The organism is Streptomyces sp. A1136, from assembly GCF_004795055.1.
In the GTDB taxonomy this organism is placed as follows: Bacteria; Actinomycetota; Actinomycetes; order Streptomycetales; family Streptomycetaceae; genus Streptomyces.
The window spans coordinates 1-21386 of the sequence record NZ_SSBJ01000012.1 but is presented as its reverse complement, the minus strand read 5'-3'; the positions used below and the strand labels follow the sequence as shown (position 1 = coordinate 21386).

21 protein-coding genes and 1 rRNA gene are annotated in these 21386 nt (G+C 70.3%); 13 read left to right on the top strand and 9 right to left on the bottom strand.

Translation table 11 applies throughout. The features are described from left to right. The first annotated feature begins 368 nt into the window (after positions 1-368). The 4 genes from pstS to pstB all read left to right on the top strand — a co-directional run bounded on the left by pstS (position 369) and on the right by pstB (position 4677). Positions 369-1508 carry a phosphate ABC transporter substrate-binding protein PstS gene (gene pstS, locus E6R62_RS13800; RefSeq protein ID WP_136213693.1) on the top strand — a complete coding sequence of 380 codons (1140 nt, stop codon included), beginning with the start codon at positions 369-371 and terminating at the stop codon, positions 1506-1508. 264 nt (positions 1509-1772) lie between these two features. After that, positions 1773-2762, top strand: a complete 990-nt coding sequence (pstC, locus tag E6R62_RS13795; protein WP_136213692.1) for a phosphate ABC transporter permease subunit PstC — start codon at positions 1773-1775, stop codon at positions 2760-2762. Further along, positions 2762-3844 (top strand): phosphate ABC transporter permease PstA, encoded by a 1083-nt coding sequence (gene pstA, locus E6R62_RS13790; RefSeq protein ID WP_136213691.1) that lies wholly within the window; start codon positions 2762-2764, stop codon positions 3842-3844. Before pstC ends, pstA begins: the two co-directional genes overlap by 1 nt. A gap of 56 nt (positions 3845-3900) precedes the next feature. Beyond that, positions 3901-4677, top strand: a complete 777-nt coding sequence (gene pstB, locus E6R62_RS13785) for a phosphate ABC transporter ATP-binding protein PstB (protein ID WP_136213690.1) — start codon at positions 3901-3903, stop codon at positions 4675-4677. Positions 4678-4842: 165 nt separating this feature from the next. On the opposite strand, the gene E6R62_RS13780 is transcribed toward pstB, so the two are convergent. Together E6R62_RS13780 and E6R62_RS13775 are read right to left on the bottom strand one after the other, a co-directional pair. Beyond that, positions 4843-5844, bottom strand: a complete 1002-nt coding sequence (locus E6R62_RS13780; protein WP_136213689.1) for an inorganic phosphate transporter — start codon at positions 5842-5844, stop codon at positions 4843-4845. Between the two features lie 5 nt (positions 5845-5849). Next, a complete protein-coding gene (locus E6R62_RS13775; protein ID WP_136213688.1) occupies positions 5850-6470 on the bottom strand; it encodes a DUF47 domain-containing protein in 621 nt (206 codons plus the stop codon). 206 nt (positions 6471-6676) lie between these two features. On the opposite strand from E6R62_RS13775, the gene E6R62_RS13770 reads away from it, so the two are divergent. After that, positions 6677-7012 carry a metal-sensitive transcriptional regulator gene (locus E6R62_RS13770; RefSeq protein WP_136213687.1) on the top strand — a complete coding sequence of 112 codons (336 nt, stop codon included), beginning with the start codon at positions 6677-6679 and terminating at the stop codon, positions 7010-7012. A gap of 126 nt (positions 7013-7138) precedes the next feature. Here E6R62_RS13770 and E6R62_RS39500 read toward each other — a convergent pair whose 3' ends face one another. Together E6R62_RS39500 and E6R62_RS13765 are read right to left on the bottom strand one after the other, a co-directional pair. Beyond that, positions 7139-7291, bottom strand: coding sequence for a hypothetical protein (locus tag E6R62_RS39500; protein ID WP_168714045.1), 153 nt, complete (start codon positions 7289-7291; stop codon positions 7139-7141). 140 nt (positions 7292-7431) lie between these two features. After that, the gene (locus E6R62_RS13765) at positions 7432-8265 is read right to left on the bottom strand and encodes a hypothetical protein (protein ID WP_136213686.1); all 834 of its coding nucleotides are present in this window, start codon (positions 8263-8265) and stop codon (positions 7432-7434) included. A gap of 401 nt (positions 8266-8666) precedes the next feature. Between E6R62_RS13765 and E6R62_RS13755 the strand changes: the two genes are divergently transcribed. After that, positions 8667-8882 carry a hypothetical protein gene (locus E6R62_RS13755; RefSeq protein WP_136213684.1) on the top strand — a complete coding sequence of 72 codons (216 nt, stop codon included), beginning with the start codon at positions 8667-8669 and terminating at the stop codon, positions 8880-8882. Between the two features lie 306 nt (positions 8883-9188). Here E6R62_RS13755 and E6R62_RS13750 read toward each other — a convergent pair whose 3' ends face one another. The 3 genes from E6R62_RS13750 to E6R62_RS13740 form a co-directional block, all read right to left on the bottom strand. Beyond that, positions 9189-9878 carry a phosphatase PAP2 family protein gene (locus E6R62_RS13750; RefSeq protein ID WP_136213683.1) on the bottom strand — a complete coding sequence of 230 codons (690 nt, stop codon included), beginning with the start codon at positions 9876-9878 and terminating at the stop codon, positions 9189-9191. A 197-nt stretch (positions 9879-10075) separates the two neighbouring features. Beyond that, entirely contained in the window at positions 10076-11086 is a 1011-nt protein-coding gene (locus E6R62_RS13745; protein WP_136213835.1) for a bifunctional lytic transglycosylase/C40 family peptidase, read from the bottom strand. 329 nt (positions 11087-11415) lie between these two features. Further along, on the bottom strand, positions 11416-12201 hold the full coding sequence (locus E6R62_RS13740) for a thioesterase family protein (protein WP_136213682.1): 786 nt from the start codon (positions 12199-12201) through the stop codon (positions 11416-11418). Between the two features lie 98 nt (positions 12202-12299). Between E6R62_RS13740 and E6R62_RS13735 the strand changes: the two genes are divergently transcribed. From E6R62_RS13735 to E6R62_RS13705, 7 genes are all read left to right on the top strand, one after another. Then, entirely contained in the window at positions 12300-13115 is an 816-nt protein-coding gene (locus E6R62_RS13735; protein WP_136213681.1) for a pentapeptide repeat-containing protein, read from the top strand. 335 nt (positions 13116-13450) lie between these two features. Beyond that, a complete protein-coding gene (locus E6R62_RS13730) occupies positions 13451-13759 on the top strand; it encodes a hypothetical protein (RefSeq protein WP_136213834.1) in 309 nt (102 codons plus the stop codon). 102 nt (positions 13760-13861) lie between these two features. After that, positions 13862-14692, top strand: coding sequence for a hypothetical protein (locus E6R62_RS13725; RefSeq protein ID WP_136213680.1), 831 nt, complete (start codon positions 13862-13864; stop codon positions 14690-14692). Beyond that, the gene (locus E6R62_RS13720) at positions 14682-16004 is read left to right on the top strand and encodes a hypothetical protein (protein ID WP_136213679.1); all 1323 of its coding nucleotides are present in this window, start codon (positions 14682-14684) and stop codon (positions 16002-16004) included. The genes E6R62_RS13725 and E6R62_RS13720 overlap by 11 nt, the downstream gene beginning before the upstream one ends. After that, positions 16001-17563, top strand: a complete 1563-nt coding sequence (locus tag E6R62_RS13715; RefSeq protein WP_136213678.1) for an SCO6880 family protein — start codon at positions 16001-16003, stop codon at positions 17561-17563. The genes E6R62_RS13720 and E6R62_RS13715 overlap by 4 nt, the downstream gene beginning before the upstream one ends. 19 nt (positions 17564-17582) lie before the next feature. Further along, positions 17583-18998, top strand: a complete 1416-nt coding sequence (locus tag E6R62_RS13710) for an ATP-binding protein (protein WP_136213677.1) — start codon at positions 17583-17585, stop codon at positions 18996-18998. A 2-nt stretch (positions 18999-19000) separates the two neighbouring features. Next, entirely contained in the window at positions 19001-20557 is a 1557-nt protein-coding gene (locus tag E6R62_RS13705; RefSeq protein WP_136213676.1) for a type VI secretion protein, read from the top strand. Here E6R62_RS13705 and E6R62_RS13700 read toward each other — a convergent pair. Together E6R62_RS13700 and rrf are read right to left on the bottom strand one after the other, a co-directional pair. Beyond that, positions 20554-21120: a GNAT family N-acetyltransferase gene (locus tag E6R62_RS13700; RefSeq protein WP_136213675.1), complete on the bottom strand. Its 567-nt coding sequence runs from the start codon at positions 21118-21120 to the stop codon at positions 20554-20556. The two genes, E6R62_RS13705 and E6R62_RS13700, sit on opposite strands and share 4 nt — an antisense overlap. A 141-nt stretch (positions 21121-21261) precedes the next feature. After that, positions 21262-21378: ribosomal RNA gene (gene rrf / locus E6R62_RS13695) — 5S ribosomal RNA — on the bottom strand. Between the last annotated feature and the right edge of the window lie 8 nt (positions 21379-21386).

The following is a 21386-nucleotide window of genomic DNA, read 5'->3' as shown; positions in this document are numbered from 1 at the left end:
CCGGCGGCGCGCCGGCGTTCGAGGCGCCCGTACCCCCACCCGGGCCACCGGCGGTTTCCGGCCACCATCACCCCCACCCCGACGGCCCGGACAAAGTCACGACGACATAACGTGCGGGTAACGTCCCGTTACGTCCGGCCACAAACGCGCCACCCGCACCGGTCCGTCCGCCATGGTTCACCCCCCGTTAACCAACCCCCGTCGACCGCTTCACCTGTTCTGCCTAATTTCAGTACCGCAAGGTGCGAGCGGATGCCCCCGGCCCGATCCCGAGCCGGCCCCGGCCCGCACCGACCCACCCGTAGTCCTCTTCGCACGCCGCCCCGACACAGAAAGCGGCCGGCGGCTTCTGGAAGGAACACCCGAAAGTGAAGCTTCAGCGCAAGAGCATGCTTCGTGCCTCCGCCCTCGGGGCACTCGTCGTGTCCGGCGCCCTGGTCCTCACGGCGTGCGGCTCGGACGACAACACCAAGGCCGACTCCTCGGCGAGCGGCAAGGCCTCCGCGCCCACCGCCGGCGACATCAAGTGCGACGACGCCAAGGGCAAGCTGCTCGCCTCCGGCTCCTCCGCGCAGAAGAACGCGGTGGACCTGTGGGTCAAGGCCTACATGTCCGCCTGCTCCGGCGTCGAGGTCAACTACAAGTCGTCCTCCTCCGGTGAGGGCATCGTCGCCTTCAACCAGGGCACCGTCGGCTTCGCCGGCTCGGACTCCGCGCTGAAGCCCGAGCAGGTCGAGGACTCGAAGAAGGTCTGCACCGGCGGCCAGGGCATCAACCTCCCGATGGTCGGCGGCCCCATCGCCATCGGCTTCAACGTCGCCGGCGTGGACAAGCTGAATCTCGACGCCCCGACCCTCGCCTCGATCTTCAACGACAAGATCAAGAAGTGGGACGACGAGGCGATCAAGAAGCTGAACCCGGGCGTCACGCTTCCCTCCACCGCCATCCAGGCCTTCCACCGCTCCGAGGACTCCGGCACCACCGAGAACCTCGGCAAGTACCTCAAGGCCACCGCCCCCGACGCGTGGACCTACGACGCCGCGAAGAAGTGGCCGGCCCCCGGTGGCCAGGCCGCGTCCGGCTCCGCGGGTGTCGCCTCCCAGGTCAAGGCCGTCGACGGCGCGATCGGCTACTTCGAGCTCTCCTACGCCGCCTCGCAGAACATCAAGACCGTCGACATCAACACCGGCGCCTCCGCCCCGGTGAAGGCGTCCGCCGACACCGCGTCCAAGGCCATCGCCGCCGCCAAGATCGCCGGGACCGGCTCCGACCTGGCGCTTAAGCTCGACTACACGACCAAGGCCGACGGCGCCTACCCGATCGTCCTGGTCACGTACGAGGTCGTCTGCGACAAGGGCAACAAGGCGGAGACGCTGCCCACCGTGAAGTCCTTCCTGAACTACACCGCCTCGGACGCCGGCCAGAAGGTCCTGTCCGAGAACGGCTACGCGCCGATCCCGGCCGAGATCAACACCAAGGTCCGCGAAGTCGTCAAGTCGCTGTCGTAGTCGCCGACGCGCGACCCGCTCGGCCGGCCCGCCCCGCGCGGTCGCCGAGCGCCCGGGTCGCCGTAGGCGCGATCAGCGCGCACGTGATCTCCGAACACCTGAGCCGCTGAACACGTGAGCCCCGGGGTGCGGTGTCCGGTCCCCGTCCGGACCGGACACCCCCCCGAGGCCCCTCCCCTCCCTGGAGGGGACCCCGGACGAGGTCCGGGGAAAATCCGGTGCACCGCCGCCAGGGGGCCCGCCCCCGTCCAGACCGGAAAGACCATGGCTTCCACCACACCCACCCCGCTCGACACGGCTCCGCCGGTCTCCACGAGCGCAGGATCGACCGGCCGCGCCGGTGACAAGATCTTCGCCGGGCTCTCCAAGGGTTCCGGCATCCTGCTCCTGGTGATCATGGCGTCGATCGCCGTCTTCCTCACCTACCGCGCCTCGATCGCACTGTCGAAGAACGAGGGCAACTTCCTCACCACCTTCGACTGGAACGCGTCGGCCAACCCGCCCGTATTCGGCATAGCCGTCCTGCTCTTCGGCACCGTCGTCAGCTCGATCATCGCGATGGCCATCGCGGTTCCGATCGCCGTCGGCATCGCCCTGTTCATCTCGCACTACGCGCCGCGCAAGCTGGCCGCGCCCCTCGCCTACGTGGTCGACCTGCTGGCCGCCGTGCCGTCAATCATCTACGGCATCTGGGGCGCCCTCTTCCTCGTCCCGTACCTCGGCGGCCTCAACCTGTGGCTCGACGAGTACCTGGGCTGGACCTACGTCTTCGAAAAGACCCAGGTCGGCGTCGCCCGCTCGCTCTTCACCGTCGGCATCCTGCTCGCGATCATGATCCTGCCGATCGTGACCAGCGTCAGCCGCGAGGTCTTCCTCCAGGTCCCGCGCATGAACGAGGAGGCCGCCCTGGCCCTCGGCGCGACCCGCTGGGAGGTCATCCGCATGTCGGTGCTGCCCTTCGGACGCTCCGGGGTCATCTCCGCCTCGATGCTCGGCCTCGGCCGCGCGCTCGGCGAGACCATGGCCGTGGCCACCGTCCTCTCCCCGAGCTTCCTGATCTCCGGCCACATCCTGAACCCGGGCGGCGGGACCTTCGCGCAGAACATCGCCGCGAAGTTCGACGAGGCCAACGAGTTCGGCCGGGACGCCCTGATCGCCTCCGGTCTGGTCCTCTTCCTCCTCACCCTGCTGGTCAACGGTGGAGCACGCATGATCATCGCCCGCCGCAAGGAGTACTCGGGGGCGAACGCCTGATGAGCCACACGATCCAGGACCAACGGCCCGCCCGGGCCCCCAAGTCCGCCGCCCCCACCCGACTGACCCGCGGCGGCCTGCCCCGCTGGGCCCCGGCCGGCATCGGCGCCCTCTCGGTCGCCCTCGGCTGCGCGATCGGCACCGCGTTCGGCCTCCAGAGCAAGATCCAGTGGGGGCTGCTCGCCGCCCTGCTCTTCGTCGTCGTCACCTACCTCGCCAGCTCGGTCGTCGAGAACCGCCGCCAGGCCAAGGACCGGGTCGCGACCTCCGTCGTCTGGGTCTGCTTCCTCCTCGCGGTCATCCCGCTGCTCTCGCTGATCTGGACCACCGTCAGCCGCGGCATGAACGCACTCGACGGCGACTTCCTCAGCCACTCGATGAACGGCATCACCAGCTTCGAGAAGGGCGGCGGCGTCTACCACGCGCTGCTCGGCACCATCGAGCAGGTGGCCCTGGCCACCGCGATCGCCGCGCCCGTCGGCCTGCTGACCGCCGTCTACCTGGTCGAGTACGGCCGGGGCTCGCTCGCCAAGGCCGTGACCTTCTTCGTCGACGTCATGACCGGCATCCCCTCCATCGTCGCGGGCCTGTTCATCCTCACGACCTGGAACCTGATGCTCGGCTTCGGCCCCTCCGGCTTCGCCGGTTCGATGGCCCTGTCGATCCTGATGATGCCCGTCGTGGTCCGCTCCACCGAGGAGATGCTCAAGCTCGTCCCGAACGAGCTGCGCGAGGCCGCCCTCGCCCTCGGCGTACCGAAGTGGCGCATGATCCTCAAGGTCGTGCTCCCCACCGCCATCGGCGGCATCGCCACCGGCGTGACGCTCGCCGTCGCCCGCATCGCCGGCGAGACCGCGCCGATCATGCTGCTGGTCTTCGGTACCCAGCTGATCAACGGCAATCCCTTCGAAGGTGCCCAGTCCTCGCTCCCCCTGTACATCTGGGAGCAGTACAAGGTCGGCAGTGAAGCCTCCTACGACCGGGCGTGGGCCGCGGCCCTCGTCCTGATCGCCTTCGTCATGATCTTGAACCTGGTGGCTCGCGGCATCGCGCGCTGGAAAGCCCCGAAGACCGGCCGCTAGGTATCGACTATGCGGCTCCGCCGCGTGTGACCGCATGAAAGAGAAGTGACCCCCTCATGGCCAAGCGAATCGACGTCAGCGGCCTCTCCGCCTTCTACGGCAACCACAAGGCCATCGACGACATCTCGATGACCGTGGAGCCGCGCTCCGTGACCGCCTTCATCGGCCCGTCCGGCTGCGGCAAGTCCACCTTCCTGCGCACCCTCAACCGCATGCACGAGGTCACCCCCGGCGGCCGCGTCGAGGGCAAGGTCCTGCTGGACGACGAGAACCTGTACGGCCCCGGCGTCGACCCGGTCGCGGTCCGCCGCACCGTCGGCATGGTGTTCCAGCGCCCGAACCCCTTCCCCACCATGTCGATCTTCGACAACGTGGCTGCGGGCCTGCGCCTGAACGGCAGCTACAAGAAGTCCGAGCTGTCGGGCATCGTGGAGCGGTCCCTCCAGGGCGCCAACCTCTGGAACGAGGTCAAGGACCGCCTGAACAAGCCCGGCTCCGGCCTCTCCGGCGGCCAGCAGCAGCGCCTGTGCATCGCCCGCGCCATCGCGGTCGAGCCCCAGGTCCTGCTGATGGACGAGCCGTGCTCCGCGCTCGACCCGATCTCCACCCTCGCCATCGAGGACCTGATCGGCGAGCTCAAGGAGCGCTTCACGATCGTCATCGTGACGCACAACATGCAGCAGGCGGCCCGCGTCTCCGACCGCACCGCCTTCTTCAACCTCGCCGCGGTCGGCCAGCCCGGCAAGCTCGTCGAGATCGACGACACGGACCGGATCTTCTCCAACCCGTCCGTCCAGGCCACCGAGGACTACATCTCGGGCCGCTTCGGCTAAACCCCGACCCCCGCGGATGTACTGGCGTCCTGCGGTGCTGCATGGCGGTGCCACCGCAAGGCGAAGGGCCGGCTCCCCCTGGGTGGGGGGAGCCGGCCCGCTTTCGTACCGTCTTGCTGCCGTAGCTCGCACGGTCGTTTCGTACGACCGCCTACGGACCCGGCGTCAGCCGACGAAGGCCAGGTCCACGATCCAGAAGCACAGCGCGGCGACCATGGCCGCCGCCGGCATGGTGATGAACCAGCCGAGGATGATGTTCTTGGCGACGCCCCAGCGGACCGCGTTGACCCGCTTGGTCGCGCCCACACCCATGATCGCCGAGGTGATCACGTGCGTGGTGGAGATGGGCGCCTGGTACAGGTACGAGGCCGTGTACATGATCGACGCGCCCGTGGTCTCGGCGGCGAAGCCCTGCGGCGGGTCCAACTCGATGATCTTGCGGCCGAGCGTACGCATGATGCGCCAGCCGCCCGCGTACGTACCGAGCGACAGCATCACGGCGCACGCGAACTTGACCCACACCGGGATCGGGGCGCCGGCCGACTGCACATCGGCGATGACCAGCGCCATGACCACGATGCCCATGGTCTTCTGCGCGTCCTGGAGACCGTGCCCGAGGGCCATGGCGGCGGCCGAGACGGTCTGCGCGATCCGGAAACCGCGCTTGGCCTTGTGCGGGTTGGAGCGGCGGAACATCCACATGATCGCGACCATCACCAGGTAACCCACGATGAGGCCGACCACCGGTGACAGGAACATCGGGATGACGACCTTGTCCAGCACCCCGCTCCAGATGACGCCGATCCCGCCCGCCAGCGCCGCCCCGACCATCCCGCCGAAGAGGGCGTGGGAGGAGGACGACGGCAGACCGAAGTACCAGGTGACCAGGTTCCAGATGATCGCCCCGACCAGCGCGGAGAACAGGATCCACATGCCCCGGTTGCCCTGCGGCGTCTCGATGAGCCCCTTGCTCACCGTCTTGGCAACGCCGCTGCCCAGGAAGGCACCGGCCAGGTTCATCACGGCGGCCATCGCGAGAGCGGCACGCGGAGTCAGCGCCCGCGTCGAGACCGAGGTCGCGATCGCGTTCGCCGAGTCGTGGAAGCCGTTGGTGTACGTGAAGCCGAGCGCGACACCGATGGTCACGATCAGCGCGAAGGTGTCCACGAGGTTCAGGACTCCTTGACCGCGATGGTCTCCACCGTGTTCGCGACGTGCTCGAACGCGTCGGCGGCCTCTTCCAGCACGTCGACGATCTGCTTGAGCTTCAGCACCTCGATGGCGTCGTACTTGCCGTTGAAGAGCTGGGCGAGCAGCTTGCGGTGGATCTGGTCGGCCTGGTTCTCGAGGCGGTTGACCTCGATCCAGTACTCGGTCAGGTTGGTCATGGTCCGCAGGTGCGGCATGGCCTCGGCGGTCAGCTCGGCCGCCCGCGCCAGCACCTCGATCTGCTGCTCGACGCCCTTGGGCAGCTCCTCCACGTTGTAGAGGACGACCAGGTCGACCGCCTCTTCCATGAAGTCCATGATGTCGTCGAGGCAGGACGCCAGACTGTAGATGTCCTCGCGGTCGAACGGCGTGATGAAGGAGGAGTTCAGCTGGTGGAAGATCGCGTGGGTGGCGTCGTCCCCCGCGTGCTCCGCAGCCCGCATCCGCTCCGCGATCTCGGCCCGGGCGGCGGTGTCCGCTCCGAGCAGTTCCATCAGGAGTTTCGAGCCCGTGACGATGTTGTCCGCGGATGCGGCGAACATGTCGTAGAAGCTCGTCTCCCTGGGGGTCAGACGAAATCGCACGTGGGGTCCTCGGGGTGCATTGGATTCGGTCAGGCTGATGCTAGGCGCATCCCCCGGTCACGGCTAACCGGCGGTTCCCCAGTGTCCTCCATCAGGCACAGTGGGGAGCACGGACCCCCGCCTGCTCGGGCGCGGCCCAGTACCCTATACCCATGAGGGGTATACATCCCAGGTATACATCCCTCGTCCGGACCACGGGAGGACGCATGACGACCATCGAGGCGGAAGGGCCCGGAGTCGGCGGGACCGCCGCGGCGCCCGTCCACGGCTACCACCACCAGAAGGACGAGCACCTCAAGCGGCTGCGCCGGATCGAGGGCCAGATCCGCGGTCTCCAGCGCCTGGTCGACGAGGACGTCTACTGCATCGACATACTCACCCAGGTCTCGGCGAGCACGAAGGCGCTCCAGTCCTTCGCGCTCCAACTGCTGGAGGAGCACCTGCGGCACTGCGTCGCGGACGCCGCCGTCAAGGGCGGGACCGAGATCGACGCCAAGGTCGAGGAAGCGACGAAGGCGATCGCCCGACTGCTCCGTACCTGATCACCCACGGGCACCCCACGGACGAGCACCCACCCGGGACACCACCCGGGACGCCCGGCCGAGACACCCAGCCACGTGCCCGGCGGCCGACCGCCGCCGCGGCCGTCCCACGACCACTGCCGTGACTCAGGGCGCGATGCCCATCAGCACTTCGTCGATGCGGTCCTGGCTCAGCCGGTCCTCGGCCGCCGCCGAGGCCGCGATGATCAGTTCACCGCACAACTCGATCTCGGCGAGCGCGACGTGGTCCTGCACCGTCGAACCGCACACGGGAGTCACGCGTGTCACCTCTCTCTGCCGGTCTCTTGCCGCCCGGCTTCCAGCGTAGGGAGCACCCCTCGCGGTGCGCATGACACGGATGGACCATTTCCGGATACCGGCCCATGGCCCGATCGCGGGGCCCCCGCGGCGAAGCCCGACTATTCGACGATCTTCCCGGCGTAAATGTCCCCGCTTGGTGGCAATGTGACGGTCACCGGAGTCCCGAAGCCGTACAGCAGCGTGGTCGACGACACATCGATCACGCCATTGTTGACGTAGCTGAAGCGGTGCCGGACCTTGCGCAGCCGCCCCTCCATGTCCAGGTACGCGTCGAAGGGGACCGTGTCCTTGCTGAACCCTTTCGCCGCCGCCTCCAGCGCTCCCCTGACCCCCGGCGAGGCACTGCGCGCCGCCCGCCCGATGTCGGTGGTGCCCTGGTAGTGCCGCACCTTGGTACCCGCCAGGTCGGTCTCGCCGACGTACGTGACCTGCTGCGCGCCCCGCAGCAGCTCGGCGGCGGCCACCGGGTCGGTGGCGCCGCCCGTGACCAGGTTCCCGTCCGCCAGGGTCGTCGTGTCCACACGGACCCACTTGTCGGCGGGGACGCCCGCCCCGCGGTTCTTCATGTAGAGCGCGCCGGGGACGAGGAGCTCGGTGATGGGTCTGTGCTCCGCCTTGCCGGTCACATCGGCCGGGAGCATCACCAGGAGCTGGCCCATCCGGCTCTTGAAGTCGACCCCGCCCTCGCCGCGGATGGTGACCCGGGTTCCGCCGGTGGCCATCTCCATCGCCGTACGGGTCTGCGCGCTGCCCGCGCCGGCGAGCGCGTCGGCGGCGCCGCGGACCACCGCGGCCGGGTCCTGCGGGGGCCGGTCGTCGCCGCTCGCCGGACCGGCGCAGCCGCTCGTCAGGGCCACGGTCACCGCGACGCCGACGGCAAGCACCGCCCCACCCGCACGCCCTCGTCGCCGCCTGTGCTGGTGCACCACCATCGCCTGCCAACCCCCAACGCGTGCCCGCTGTTTGCCCGAGGCCCCACCCGTTCCGTTTAACGAGGTCGGGGGTTTCCCGTCACGGGCGGCGGCGGTTCCGGGGCGGGGCCGCTCCGGGTACCGTGGTGGCGTGGATACGCACACCGAAGCGAGCGTGCTTCCTCCGCTTACCGCTGTGCCGCTGCCCCGGGACCCGGGTGAGCCCGCACACAGCACGCGCACCGCCGAACGCGGGGCGTTCTGCCTGGCCGTCTGCAGCTGCGGCTGGACCGGTCCGGCCCGCCGCTCCAGAGACCTGGCCCGCAGGGACGCCACTCGGCACTCGGCGGGGTAGCCGGTCGCGTCGCCCGTTCGGACGGCCCCGGCTGGCCGGTCCGACCGCCACCGGGTGGCCTTGACTCATGCCACGACCTCGACGGGGACCCCGATTCGCGGCGCTCGTCTGGGCCGTGTCGCTCGTCGCCCTCACCCCGGCCGCGGCCTGGGCCCGCCCGGTGGGCTCCGCCGACGGCCCGGCCGACGTGGCCTTGGCCATCGGCCTCACGACGGCCGCGGCGGTGGCGACGGGCCTCTGGCTCCGCTCCCGCTACCGCCGCGACGACCCGAACGACGACTGATCCCACCCCAACCCACACGACCAACGCCGGCCCGGCGGCCTTCGAGCACAGAGCCGGGGGCGGAGCCAGTCCAGCCCCGCCGGCGCTTGAGGCCCCGGGCGCGGGGCAAAGCATGGCCCGCCGGACCAACCCCGCTCTGCCGGATCAACCCGCCCGGCCGTTCCAGCCCCACCGGCGTTTGAGGCGCGGGGCGCGGGGCGGAGCCCCGAAAAGCCCGGCGCAGCCGGGCCCACCCCGCACAACGCCCCCGACCCACGACGACCGCACCACCGCCCCCCGCACCCCCGAGAACCGCCCGGCCAGGGCCTACGCCGCGAGGTCCTTCTCCCCGGCCCCCGCCTCAACCCCGGCCCCCAACACCGGCCGCGCCACCACGGCCCCCCGCCCCCGCCCCCGCAACACCCGCACCACCGGCCCCAACACCGCCATCGCCAGCGGCGCCGGCACCAACACCACCGCTGTACCCAGCGCCAGCCCGCCCACCACGTCCGTCGGGTAGTGCACGCCCATGTACACCCGGCACAGCCCTTCCAGCAGTGCCAGCCCGACCCCGACCAGCCCGAGCCGCCGGTTCGCGATGAAGATCCCCACACCCAGCGCCATCGCCAGCGTCGCGTGATCGCTGACGAACGAGAACGCCGACCCGTCGAACCCGTGCCCCGACCGGCCGCCCACCACTTCCAGCCCCTCGTGCTGGAGGTACGGCCGCGGTCGCCCCACCAACCCCCGCAGCGGCACGTTCACCAGGAGGGCGATCCCGGCCGCCAGCGGCGCCCACACCAGCGCGGCGAACGACTCGGCCGCGCTCGCCTCCTCCTGCCGCCGCACCCCGCGCCAGCACCACAGCACGAGCAGGACCAGCGCCAGCGGAACCCCGTAGTCGCCGATGACGCTGACCGCGCGGTCGATCCAGTCCGGCGCTCGCCGGGCCAGGCCGTTGATCTCGTACAGCAGGCTTACATCCACATTCGGCCCACCGGTCGTGAGTCCAGCCATGGTGATGCGGTCCCTTGCCCTTGCCTAGGTCCGTGCGGACGCACCCGGCGCACGCTCCGTCAACCCCCGCCGATCAGCTCCTGTGCCCATGGAACGCCCGTCGTGGCACGTACGTTCCACTCTCCACGGGATGATCACTCCAACGTTATCCAAGAGTGACTGATCGTCGCAGCTCAGGGCCCATGCTTAACGCTCCGTCACGAGGCTTGCGCCGTGGCCGCCGTACGCTCCGGAAGCGCCTCCGCGCCGTCCTTCGTGACCCTGGTCGCACCGAAGTAGTCGGGCGTGTCGATCTTGTCGAAACGAATCACCGCACCCGTGTAGGGAGCGTTGATCATGTAGCCGCCGCCCACGTAGATGCCGACGTGCCGGATGTCCCGAGAATTCGTCAGATCGTCGGAGAAGAAGACCAGATCACCGGGGAGCAGTTCCTCTCGCGAGGGATGCGGCCCGGCGTTGTACTGGTCGTTCGCGACGCGCGGCAGCTCGACACCCACCGACTCGTACGCCGCCTTGGTCAACCCCGAGCAGTCGAACCGGCCGTCCTGGTCGGGCGTTCCGTTGCCACCCCACAGGTACGGGGTCCCCAACTGCTTCTGCGCGAAGTACAGCGCCCCGGCGGCCTGTTGCGAGGGCGAGACCCGACCGAGGGGCCGCTCGAAGCTCTTCGCCAGGGTGGTAATCGTCTTTACGTACCCCTGCGTTTCCTTGTACGGCGGCACCCCGCCGTACTTGATGACCGCGTACGAGCCCGCGTTGTACGCCGCCAGCATGTTCCCGGTCGCGTCGCCGCCCACCCCCGCCACGTCCTTGGCGAGCTCGCAGTCGTACGAAGCCGCCGACGGGATCGCATCATTGGGGTCCCAGATGTCGCGGTCACCGTCACCGTCGCCGTCCACCCCGTGCCCGGCCCAGGTCCCCGGGATGAACTGCGCGATCCCCCGCGCGTCCGCCGGACTGACGGCGTTGGGGTTCCAGCCGCTCTCCGAGTACAACTGGGCGGCCAACAGGGCCGGGCTGATCGCGGGACACAAGGTGCCCCATTTCTGCACCAGCGACTGGTACTTCGCCGGTACGGCGCCCTTCGCGAGCCCCAACGCCCTGCCGCCCGCACCCGCGCCCACCAGGCCCGCCGCCGCGGAGTACGTCCCCACGACGAGCAGCACGAGGAAGCTCAGGGCCACTCCGATTCCGATCCCGCCTGCCATCCAGAATCTGCGCACCCGTCAACCCTCCCCCACCCAGCCTCATTCCGACGGGTCATTCCCGTCTCCCGCGCCGACAACCCGACTAACCCACCCGGAAGCCGGAACAGGCGACACCCCCGTGCCGGTGCGGACCGTCCCCGACGACGGAGAACACCACCCTCCAGTCTCCGGGGTCGTCGGGAGACGGAAAAGCCGTACGCTTCCTCTCGGCCAAGCGCCCGGCGAAATCGTCCGAAACCCGGCGCACGGCCTCCCGCGCCCGGAACGGGGCACGGCATCCCGCACCCCCACCGAGCGCCCAACGTGCGCCCACGCCTACCCGGACACCCCTACCTCGGCGCGACGAACAGGCTCTGCGCGCCCCGCCCGATGGGCCCCTTCTCGTCGTGCAGTCGTGCGTCGGCGAGGCCGATCCCGGCCGCGTCCACGCTCGTACGGGCCTCCACACACGTCCACTCGCCCACCGGGTGGCGGTGCAAGTGGACGGTGAGGTCGCCGTTGACGAACACGTACCGGCCGAAGTCCAGCACCGCGCTGATGCCGTTGCCCGAGTCCGCGGCGATCAGCACCCGGTCCAGCGGGCGGGTGTCCTCGCCGACGATCAGCGGCACCCTCATGCGCATCCAGCAGGTGCCCGGGCCCGGCTCGGCGAACGCCCCGGCCGCGAACCGGGTCTCCATGGCCGTGTGATAGCCGGTCTCCCACGGCAGCTCGAAGGGCGTCTGCGCCACCTCGCCCGGCGCGGGCAGCTCCGGCCCCGGCGCCACCGCCGGCACCGTTTCCGGCTCGACCCGGATGCGCAGCGCCCGCGCGAGCATCACGGGCGCGGCCCCCGCCGGGGCGAGAGCGGCCTCCACGACCTCGGTACCGCGGCCCGCGCGCAGCACACTGGTGGTGATCTCCAGCTCGCCGATCGGCACCGGCCGCAGGATCTCGTACGTGATGCGCGCGATCCGCATGTCCGCGCGTGCGCCGGCCCGCTCCTCGACGGCCCGCCCGAGCAGCGCGGCCGGCGGACCCGCGTGCTGGGAGTGCTCGTCCCACGGCCCGCGCGTGTGGTCGGTGGCCCGGAAACGCCCCGTGTCGATCCGCTCGAAGAACCCGTCAGCACCCATGCCCGGCACGCTACCCAGTGGTAACCCCGGGCACCACCCCTTCCCCGCACGAGCGTGGGCCAGCGCCGCCGGCGTCCGCGACAAGCGACAATGGACGGGTGTCGACCAACCCCGCCCCCGCTCTGCACGCCGACTGCGCCAACTGCTTCGCGCTGTGCTGCGTAGCCCTCCCCTTCGCCAAGTCCGCCGACTTCGCCGTCGACAAGGCCGCCGGGACCCCCTGCGCGAACCTCAAGCGGGACTTCCGCTGCGGCATCCACACCGGCTTGCGCGACAAGGGCTTCCAGGGGTGCACGGTCTTCGACTGCTTCGGCGCGGGCCAGCAGGTCTCCCAGGTCACCTTCGGCGGCCGGGACTGGCGCACCCACCCCGGGACCGCGCGGCAGATGTTCGAGGTCTTCCCGGTGATGCGGCAACTGCACGAGCTGCTCCACTACCTCACCGAGGCCCTCGCCCGCCCGGCGGCGGCCCCGATCCACGAGGACCTGCGCGCGGCGCTCGCCACGACCACCGAGGCGACCCGGGCGGACGCCGACACCCTGGCCCCCTTCGACGTCGGCTCCCTGCGCCAGGAGATCAACACCCTCCTCCTCAAGACGAGCGAACTGGTCCGCGCGACGGCCCCCGGCCGCAAGAGGAAGAACCACCGCGGCGCCGACCTGATGGGCGCCCGCCTCGCCGGCGCCGACCTACGCGGAGCCAACCTGCGCGGCGCCTACCTGATCGCCGCCGACCTCTCCGGCGCCGACCTCCGCACGGCCGACCTGATCGGCGCGGACTTCCGCGACGCCGACCTCCGCGGCGCCGACCTGCGCGATGCCCTCTTCCTCACCCAGCCCCAGCTCAACGCCGCCCACGGCTCCCCCGCCACCCGCATCCCCGCTTCCCTGACCCGCCCCTCCCACTGGGCCTGAGTCGACCGGGTCCGAGTCGACCCCTCCCCCTCCGCGCCGCCACTCGGTCCCCACCCCACTGCGCCGAACGGCCGCCGCTCGATCGGCCCGCCGCACGGCGGAACGGCAATCATTGCCCGGCGTCACCCACCGTGATACACAGAGTGACCATACGTTCTTCCGTATACACACCGCCTCCGCCCAGGTCAGGGCGACGAGGCGGGGTCGGGCCGGGAGATCGGGTAAAGAGAGCCGTCAAGTCGACGACGAGGGCGGTTTCATCAGGGAAGATAGTGCGTAACCCCTGCCGTCGGGCAGGGACTACCGGAACTACCCATACTGGGGCGGTGAGTTACATGATCCTGGCAGCCGAAAAGGGCGACATCACCACCATCATCGGCGGAATCGCCCCGAACTGGGGGCCGTTCGGCAGTCTCGGCAACGAAGCGAAGGTCATGGTCGAGGTGGTCATGGCCGTCGCGATCCTCCTCTGCCTCGGCATCGCCATCTGGGGCGCCGCCAAACAGCGCATCGGCGCGACCGCCCTGCGCGACACGTTCAGCGCGGAACAGGGCAAGGGCCTGATCGTGGCCGGACTGACGGGCGTCTTCATCATCGGTTCCCTGGGCACCCTCTTCACGATCGTCTACGGAATGGCCGTCTAACCATGCCGCCCGCCGGCCGTCGTACCTGATGGCGAATCAACACACCGCGGCCACCCGGCCACGAGCGCTACCGTCGTACGACGCGGAGGGGGCGGACACGCAATGAGCAACGACGACCAGTACGGTGGCGGCGGCTACGGCGAGGTCGGCGGCACGGGCCAGACCCGCACCCGCCTCCCCGACACCCCCACCGACCCCTACGGCACCCCCCGCCGCGCCCCCCGCGCCTCCCGCGGCCTCATCACGGTGGTCGGCGTCGTGGTCCTCCTCATCGCCGCCATCGCGTTCGCGAACCAGTCGGGGGACCCCACGACACCCCCCTCCTCCGACAAAGCCCCGGCCACCACCCCCACCGCCCCCACGGGCACCCACCCGGTGACCACCACCCCGGGCACCCTCCCCAAGGGCTTCGCCCACGACGAACAGGGCGCCCAGTCCGCCGCCGCCAACTACGCGGTGGCCCTCGGCTCCGACGGGATGCTCAAGCGGGAGCTGCGCCACACGATCATGGACGCGCTCTACACCCCCGCGGCGGCGGCCGCCCGCAAGGGCACACAGGACTCCGCCTACTCCCCGGCCTTCCTCGCGAGCCTCGGCCTCGACGCCGACGGCAACCCCCCACAGGGCAGCACCTTCGTCACCCGCGCCGTCCCGATCGGGACCCGCGTCGAGAACTACAGCCCTACCAACGCCAAGGTAGCCGTCTGGTACACGGGCTTGCTCGGCATGTCGGGACCCAAGTCGACCGACCCCGTACGCACCACCTGGAAGACCTGGACGTTCGAGCTGTCCTGGGCCGGCGAGGACTGGAAGGTCACCGCCGACACCCAGCAGGACGGCCCCGCCCCCGTGCCCGGCGACGTCCCCGCCTCCACGTCCGACGACATCAGCAAGGCCGTCAAGGAGTTCGGAGGGTTCACCTATGCCCGGTAGCCGCCGTAGCCGACCCTTCCGCATGGCCGGAACACTGGCCGCCGTACAGACCACGCTGGTCCTGCTGACCGCCCGGGCCTACGCCGCACCCACCCCGACGCCCACCCCCACGCCCAGCGCGTCGGCCCCCCAAAGCGGCAAGTGCGAAGGGGTCATCGGCCCGCTCAAGGAATCCTGTGAGCGCAGCGTCGGCGGCAGCCCCAGCGGCAGCCCCAACACCGGCCTGACCACCAACACCCCCGACGCCATCAACCCCCTCGCCTCCCTCGCCAAGGGCTGCGCCGACGCCGCCGCCTGGATCATCGGCAAGCTCGGCGAAGCCATCAAGGGCACGGCCACCGTCGACTTCACCAACCCCGCCTTCCTCCAGCAGTACGCGGTCGTCTTCGCGGCCAGCACCATCCTCACCCTCGTCCTGTGGCTCCTCGCCGTCGCCAAGCGCGCCATCCGCGGCGTCCCCCTCACCACCGCCATGTCCGAGGCCATCGGCTTCCTCTGGCTCACCGTCCTCGCCTCCGCCTTCACCCCCCTCATCCTCTACACCGTCGTCTCCGCCACCGACGCGGTCACCCAAGTCATCGCCACCGCCACCGGCAGCCAGGGCGACGTCTTCTTCGGCTCCTTCGCCGAAGCCCTCAAGAAGGGCGACAACATCGGCGGCGGCCCCATCATGCTGATCGTCGTCGCCCTCGTCACCGTCCTCGCCGCCGGCGTCCTGTGGCTGGAGCTCGTCATCCGCGCCGCACTCCTCTACGTCGGCGCCCTCCTCGGCACCGTCGTCTACGCCGGCCTCGTCGACCGCAACATGTGGGGCCACGTACGCCGTTGGGCCGGCATCATGATCGCCGTCATCCTCGTGAAGCCGGTCATCGTCATCGTCCTCGGCCTCGCCGGCGCCCTCGCCGGCGACAAGGGTCCCGACGCCTTCTCCGCCGTCGTCTCCGGCCTCGCGATCATCCTCCTGGCGATCTTCGCCTCCGCCATGATCTACCGCTTCGTCCCCGGCTTCGGTGACGAGATCGCCTCCGCCCGCTCCAACCGCAGCAAGGCCACCGACGGCGCCCAGGCGGCCGCCGTCATCAGTTCCCCGGCCTCCCTCGTCTCCCAGGGCATCAAGACACACAGCAGCCGCGGCGCCCACCGCACTGGCGGCGGCGAAGGCGGCGGCGCCCCCCGCCCCGCCAACCCCATCTCCGGAGGCGTGGCCGCCCACAGCAGCCGCCCCACCTCCGGCGGCGGAACCGTCCCCTCCGCCGCACCCGCGCCCCGCACTGGATCGAGTACGAGGAACACAGGAGGTGACGGGCGGTGACGACCCAGTCCCACCAGCTCCACCCGGTCGCGCCCCGCCGCACGTATCTCATCGGCCGGGCCCGGCCGAACGCGATCGTCGGCAAGAACCGCGAAACCGGCGAGATCGCCCTGATCATCGTCGGCGCGTTCTTCGGCATGATGAGCGGACTGCTCGTCCCCGACCTCGCCCTGCGCATCGTGAGCCTCGCCGGCTTCCCCCTGCTCGCGCTCGCCGCCGTGTACGTCCCCTACAAGGGCCGCACCTTCTACAAGTGGTTCGAGATCAACCGCAGCTACAAACGCACCCTGCGCCGCGGCGCCGCCTACCGCTCCGGCGCCATGGAGGCAGGCGTCCGCGCCGCCGACGGCCGCGAAGTCGAAGTCGGGCCGCCCCCCGGCATCGGCCGTATCAACTGGCTCGCCGCCCCGTTCGGCCCCGACGAGATCGCCGTCCTCCTGCACGCCGACCGCCGCACCGTCACCGCCGCCATCGAGATCGAAGGACCCGGCGTAGGACTGCGCGACAGCGAGGACCAAGAAGCCCTCGTCGACCGCTTCGGCACCCTCCTCAAGCACGTCGCCAACGGCGACGGCTTCGTCACCCGCCTCCAGATGCTCGCCCGCACCCTCCCCGCCGACCCCGACGCCCACGCCAAGGACGTCGCCCAGCGCGGAGACACGAAGGCCCCCGTCTGGCTGCGCGACTCCTACGACCAGCTCCAGTCGATGGTCTCCACCTCCTCCGAGCAACACCGCGCCTACCTCGTCGCCTGCATGCACTACACGCGCGAACTCGCCGCCGAGGCCCACACCATCGCCCGCGCCTCCACCCCCCACAAGGGACGCAAACTCGACCGCGACGCCGGCCTCGCCATCGTCATGGCCCGCGAACTCACCGACATCTGCGCCCGCCTCGCCGAAGCCGACATCCGCGTCCGCCAGCCCCTCGGCCAGGGCCGCCTCTCCTCCCTCGTGCACTCCATGTACGACCCGGACCACCCCATCGACCACATCCAGGCCATGACCAAGCGCAACGCCTGGCCCGCCGAACTCGACGCCGTCGAACCCACCTACCTCCAGGCCAAGACCCGCGAGTCCTCCACCCGCGCCCCCTGGTGCCACGCCACCGCCTGGGTGAAGGAATGGCCCATGACCCCGGTCGGCGTCAACTTCCTCGCCCCCCTCCTCGTCCACACCCCCGACGTCATCCGGACCGTCGCCGTCACCATGGACCTGGAGCCCACCGAAGTGGCCATCGAGCGCATGCTCACGGAGAAGACCAACGACGAGGCCGACGCCAGCCGCGCCGCCAAGATGAACCGCACCGTCGACCCCCGCGACATCGCCGCCCACGGCCGGCTCGACCAGAGGGGTGAAGATCTGGCCAGCGGTGCGGCGGGAGTCAACCTCGTCGGGTACATCACGGTGTCCTCGCGATCACCCGAGGCCCTCGCCCGCGACAAGCGCACCATCCGCGCCTCGGCCGGAAAGTCCTACCTGAAGCTCGAATGGTGCGACCGCGAGCACCACCGCGCCTTCGTCAACACCCTGCCGTTCGCCACCGGCATCCGACGCTAGCCGGAAGGAAGTGCCGCCCATGCGAGATCCCATGTCCGCTCTGACGGACGCCTTCACCAGCTTCCTCTTCGGCAAGGTCGAGACCACCCGCCTGCCCGTCCGCACCTCCACCGGCCAGGCGCAGGCCGTCTACCTGCCCACCGCCGCCCCCGGACTCGGCGACTCCGGCGTCATCATCGGCCGCGAGGTCTACAGCGGCAAGGGCTACATCTACGACCCCTTCCAGCTCTACGGGCAACAGCTCCCCGCCCCACACTGGCTGGTCCTCGGCGAATCCGGCAACGGCAAGTCGGCCCTGGAGAAGACCTACGTCCTACGCCAGCTCCGCTTCCGCGACCGCCAGGTCGTCGTCCTCGACGCCCAGGGCGAAGACGGCGTCGGCGAGTGGAACCTCATCGCCCAACAGCTGGGGATAACCCCCATCCGCCTGGATCCCATCGCCGCCAACGACGACGGAATCCGCCTGAACCCCCTCGACCCGGCGATCACCACCACCGGGCAGCTCGCGCTGCTCCGCACCATCATCGAAGTCGCCATGGGACACGGCCTGGACGAACGCTCCGGCTTCGCCCTCAAGGTCGCGCACGCCTACGTCGTCGCAACGGCCCGCGACCGCCAACCCGTCCTCACCGACATCGTGGAACAGCTGCGCCACCCCAAACCCGAGTCCGCCGAGGCGATGAACGTCGACATAGACGATGTCCGGGCCTGGGGCCTCGACGTCGCCCTCGTCCTCGACCGCCTCGTCGACGGCGACCTGCGCGGCATGTTCGACGGCCCCACCACCGTCGGCATCGACCTCGACGCCCCGCTCATCGTCTTCGACCTGTCCCACATCGACCGCAACTCCATCGCGATGCCGATCCTCATGGCGATCGTCGGCGTCTGGCTGGAACACACCTGGATCCGCCCCGACCGAAAGAAGCGCATCTTCCTCGTCGAAGAGGCCTGGCACATCATCAACAGCCCCTTTGTCGCACAACTGTTCCAGCGTCTCTTGAAGTTCGGCCGTCGCCTCGGCCTGTCCTTCGTCGCCGTCGTCCACCACCTCTCGGACGTCGTCGACGGAGCGGCCGCCCGAGAAGCCGCGGCCATCTTGAAGATGGCCTCCACCCGCACCATCTACGCCCAGAAGGCCGACGAGGCACGCGCCACCGGCCGCGTCCTCGGCCTGCCCCGCTGGGCCGTGGAAATCATCCCGACCCTCACCCCGGGCATCGCCGTCTGGGACGTCAACGGCAACGTACAGGTCGTCAAACACCTGATCACCGAAGCCGAACGCCCCCTCGTCTACACCGACCGCGCCATGACGGAATCCTCCGCACCACAACTGCCCGACGACCTCCTGGCCGCCGAACTCGAAGCGGAACAGCGCGCCCTGCGCATGGAACGCCACCGCAACGGCGGCCCCGGCTCGGCGACCACGGTGGCGTAGCCATGCCCGACCCCCGACGTACGGACCCACCCGCGCGCACCGGCGGCATCCCGGACGGAGTCCTGGTCGGCCTCCTGGCCTTCCTCCTCGGCCTCGCCGTCCTGATCTGGTCGGCCACCGGCCTGGCAGCCCTCTTCGCGAAGGGCGCCTGGCCGGCCACGGTCACTTTCACCCGTACCCCGGGGGCCGTCCGCGCCCTGATAACGGAACCCCACGACATCGCCGCGGCCTGGCCCGACACCGACCCCTCGGCCCTGTCCGGTTGGGGCCTCTTCTGGGGCCTCTTCATCAGCCAGCTGTTGATCCTCGTGGTCGTCACCGTCTTCACCATGGGCGTCGTGACGCGCACCAAAGCCCGACGCCGGCTTCCCCCGTCCCCGGCGTTCGAGCCCCTTCCGGCACACCCGGCCCACCCATCCCCGCCGGCCCACCCGTCCCCGCCGGCGTTCGGGGCATGGGAGGCCGGTGACATCACCCCCGACAAAAGCGCCGCACCGGCCCCCGCCCCGACGCCCACACCCACCCCGACCGACGAGGCCTACCGCTACGGCTTCGGCTACGCCCCGACCCCCACGACCACGACGGCCCCCACAGCAGTCCCCCTCCCCCTCGCCACCCCGGCCCCCCGCATCTCCTACGCCCCGCCCTCAACCCGCCACCACGCGGCAGCGACCTTCCTCGCCGCCGCGGAAGGCGCGGCCCTCGTCGTCACCTCCTCCGCCACCCTCTGGTCCACGACCAAGGACGCCCGCGCCAAACTCGGCCCGGTCCTCCTCTACGACCCCTCCCACCTGTGCGACACCCCGGCCCGTATGCACTGGAACCCCACCGAGGGTTGCGCGGACCGCGGCACCGCCGCCGCCCGAGCGGTCGCCTTGCTGGCCCCCGTACGCCCCCAGGCCCGCATGGACGCCGCCGTCGCCGACACCGCCGAGACCCTCCTCCGCAGCTGGCTCCACGCCGCCGCCCTCGACGACCGCCCCTTCAAGCAGCTCCACCGCTGGGCCCAAGGCACCGACGCCCAAGACCCGGTCCGCATCCTGCGCACGCATCCCCAGGCCGCCGCGGGCTCCGCCGGCGAACTCGAAAGCGCCCTGACCGCCCACCCCCAACGACGTGAGCAGGCCCAGCACCTGACGGCGCGGGCCCTGTCCTGCCTCACCTCGATCCACATCCGCGAGGCGTGCAATCCCAATCGAACGGATTCGCTGACCTTGGCATCGTTCGTCACCGAGGGGGGAACCCTCTACGTGGTGGGCGAACCCCTGGAAGACCCCCGTACCCACCCGGGTGCGATGCCCCTGCTGACCGCACTCGTCGCAAGCGTGGTCGAGCACGGCCGTCGCATGGCCGCCAGGTCATCCCGCGGTCGGCTCGACCCACCACTCACACTCGTCCTGGAAGACATCGCCGCGGTCGCCCCCGTCCCGCAGCTCCCCGAACTCCTCCAGGACGAGACGCTCCCCATCCTCGCCCTGTGCCGGAGCCGCGAGCAGGCCCGGGCGCGCTGGCCGCAGGCCGCCGAGTTCACCCCCGCCGGACCCCTGCAGCGCGACTAACCCCGCCCGGGCCTCGGAAAGACGTACTCGCGCTCCTTCGCGCCGCCGGCGTCCCCCGGCATCGGCACGGTCACGCCGCTCTCCCGGAAGCCGAACCGCCGGTAGAACGCCTCGGCCCGGGCGTTCTCCTCGTGCACGAAGAGACGTACGCGCTCCAGCTCGGGCCCCTCCAGCGACCAGGCCCACTCAAGCGCGGCCTCGAACAGCGCCTCGGTCAGTCCGGTCCCCCGCTGCTCCGCACGGACGAACACACCCACCAGGTGCCCCTGCTCCTGCTCGACCATCTCTCCGAAGTAGTCCGGCACGCCGGCCCCTTCGACGAGCAGCGTCACCGAACCGTCCCACTGCCCCTCAGCCGCTTCGGCGATGAACTGCCGAGCTCCCCGCCCCTCGGCAGCCCGCTCGGTACGGCCCTGCCAGAACTGGTCCGGCTGGGCCTCCGCCTGCTCCTCCGTCTCCAGGAAAGCGACGGCCGCAGCCGGGTCCCGAAGCGCGGTGAGCCGCAGCTCCTTCGCCTTCTCCCACTCGTCGCGCCGAACCGGTCGTATTACATGTCGCGTCATAAGAGCGCATCCAACCACTCACGCTCCCTCGGCGCACGACATATTCCAGCGGGCGGAGGGCGGAGGAAAAGGGTCCGGAACGCGGAAAAGCCCCGCACCGAACCCGGTAAGGGGCTGGTGCGGGGCTTTCCCACAATGATTGTTCGGCGGCGTCCTACTCTCCCACAGGGTCCCCCCTGCAGTACCATCGGCGCTGAAAGGCTTAGCTTCCGGGTTCGGAATGTAACCGGGCGTTTCCCTAACGCTATGACCACCGAAACACTATG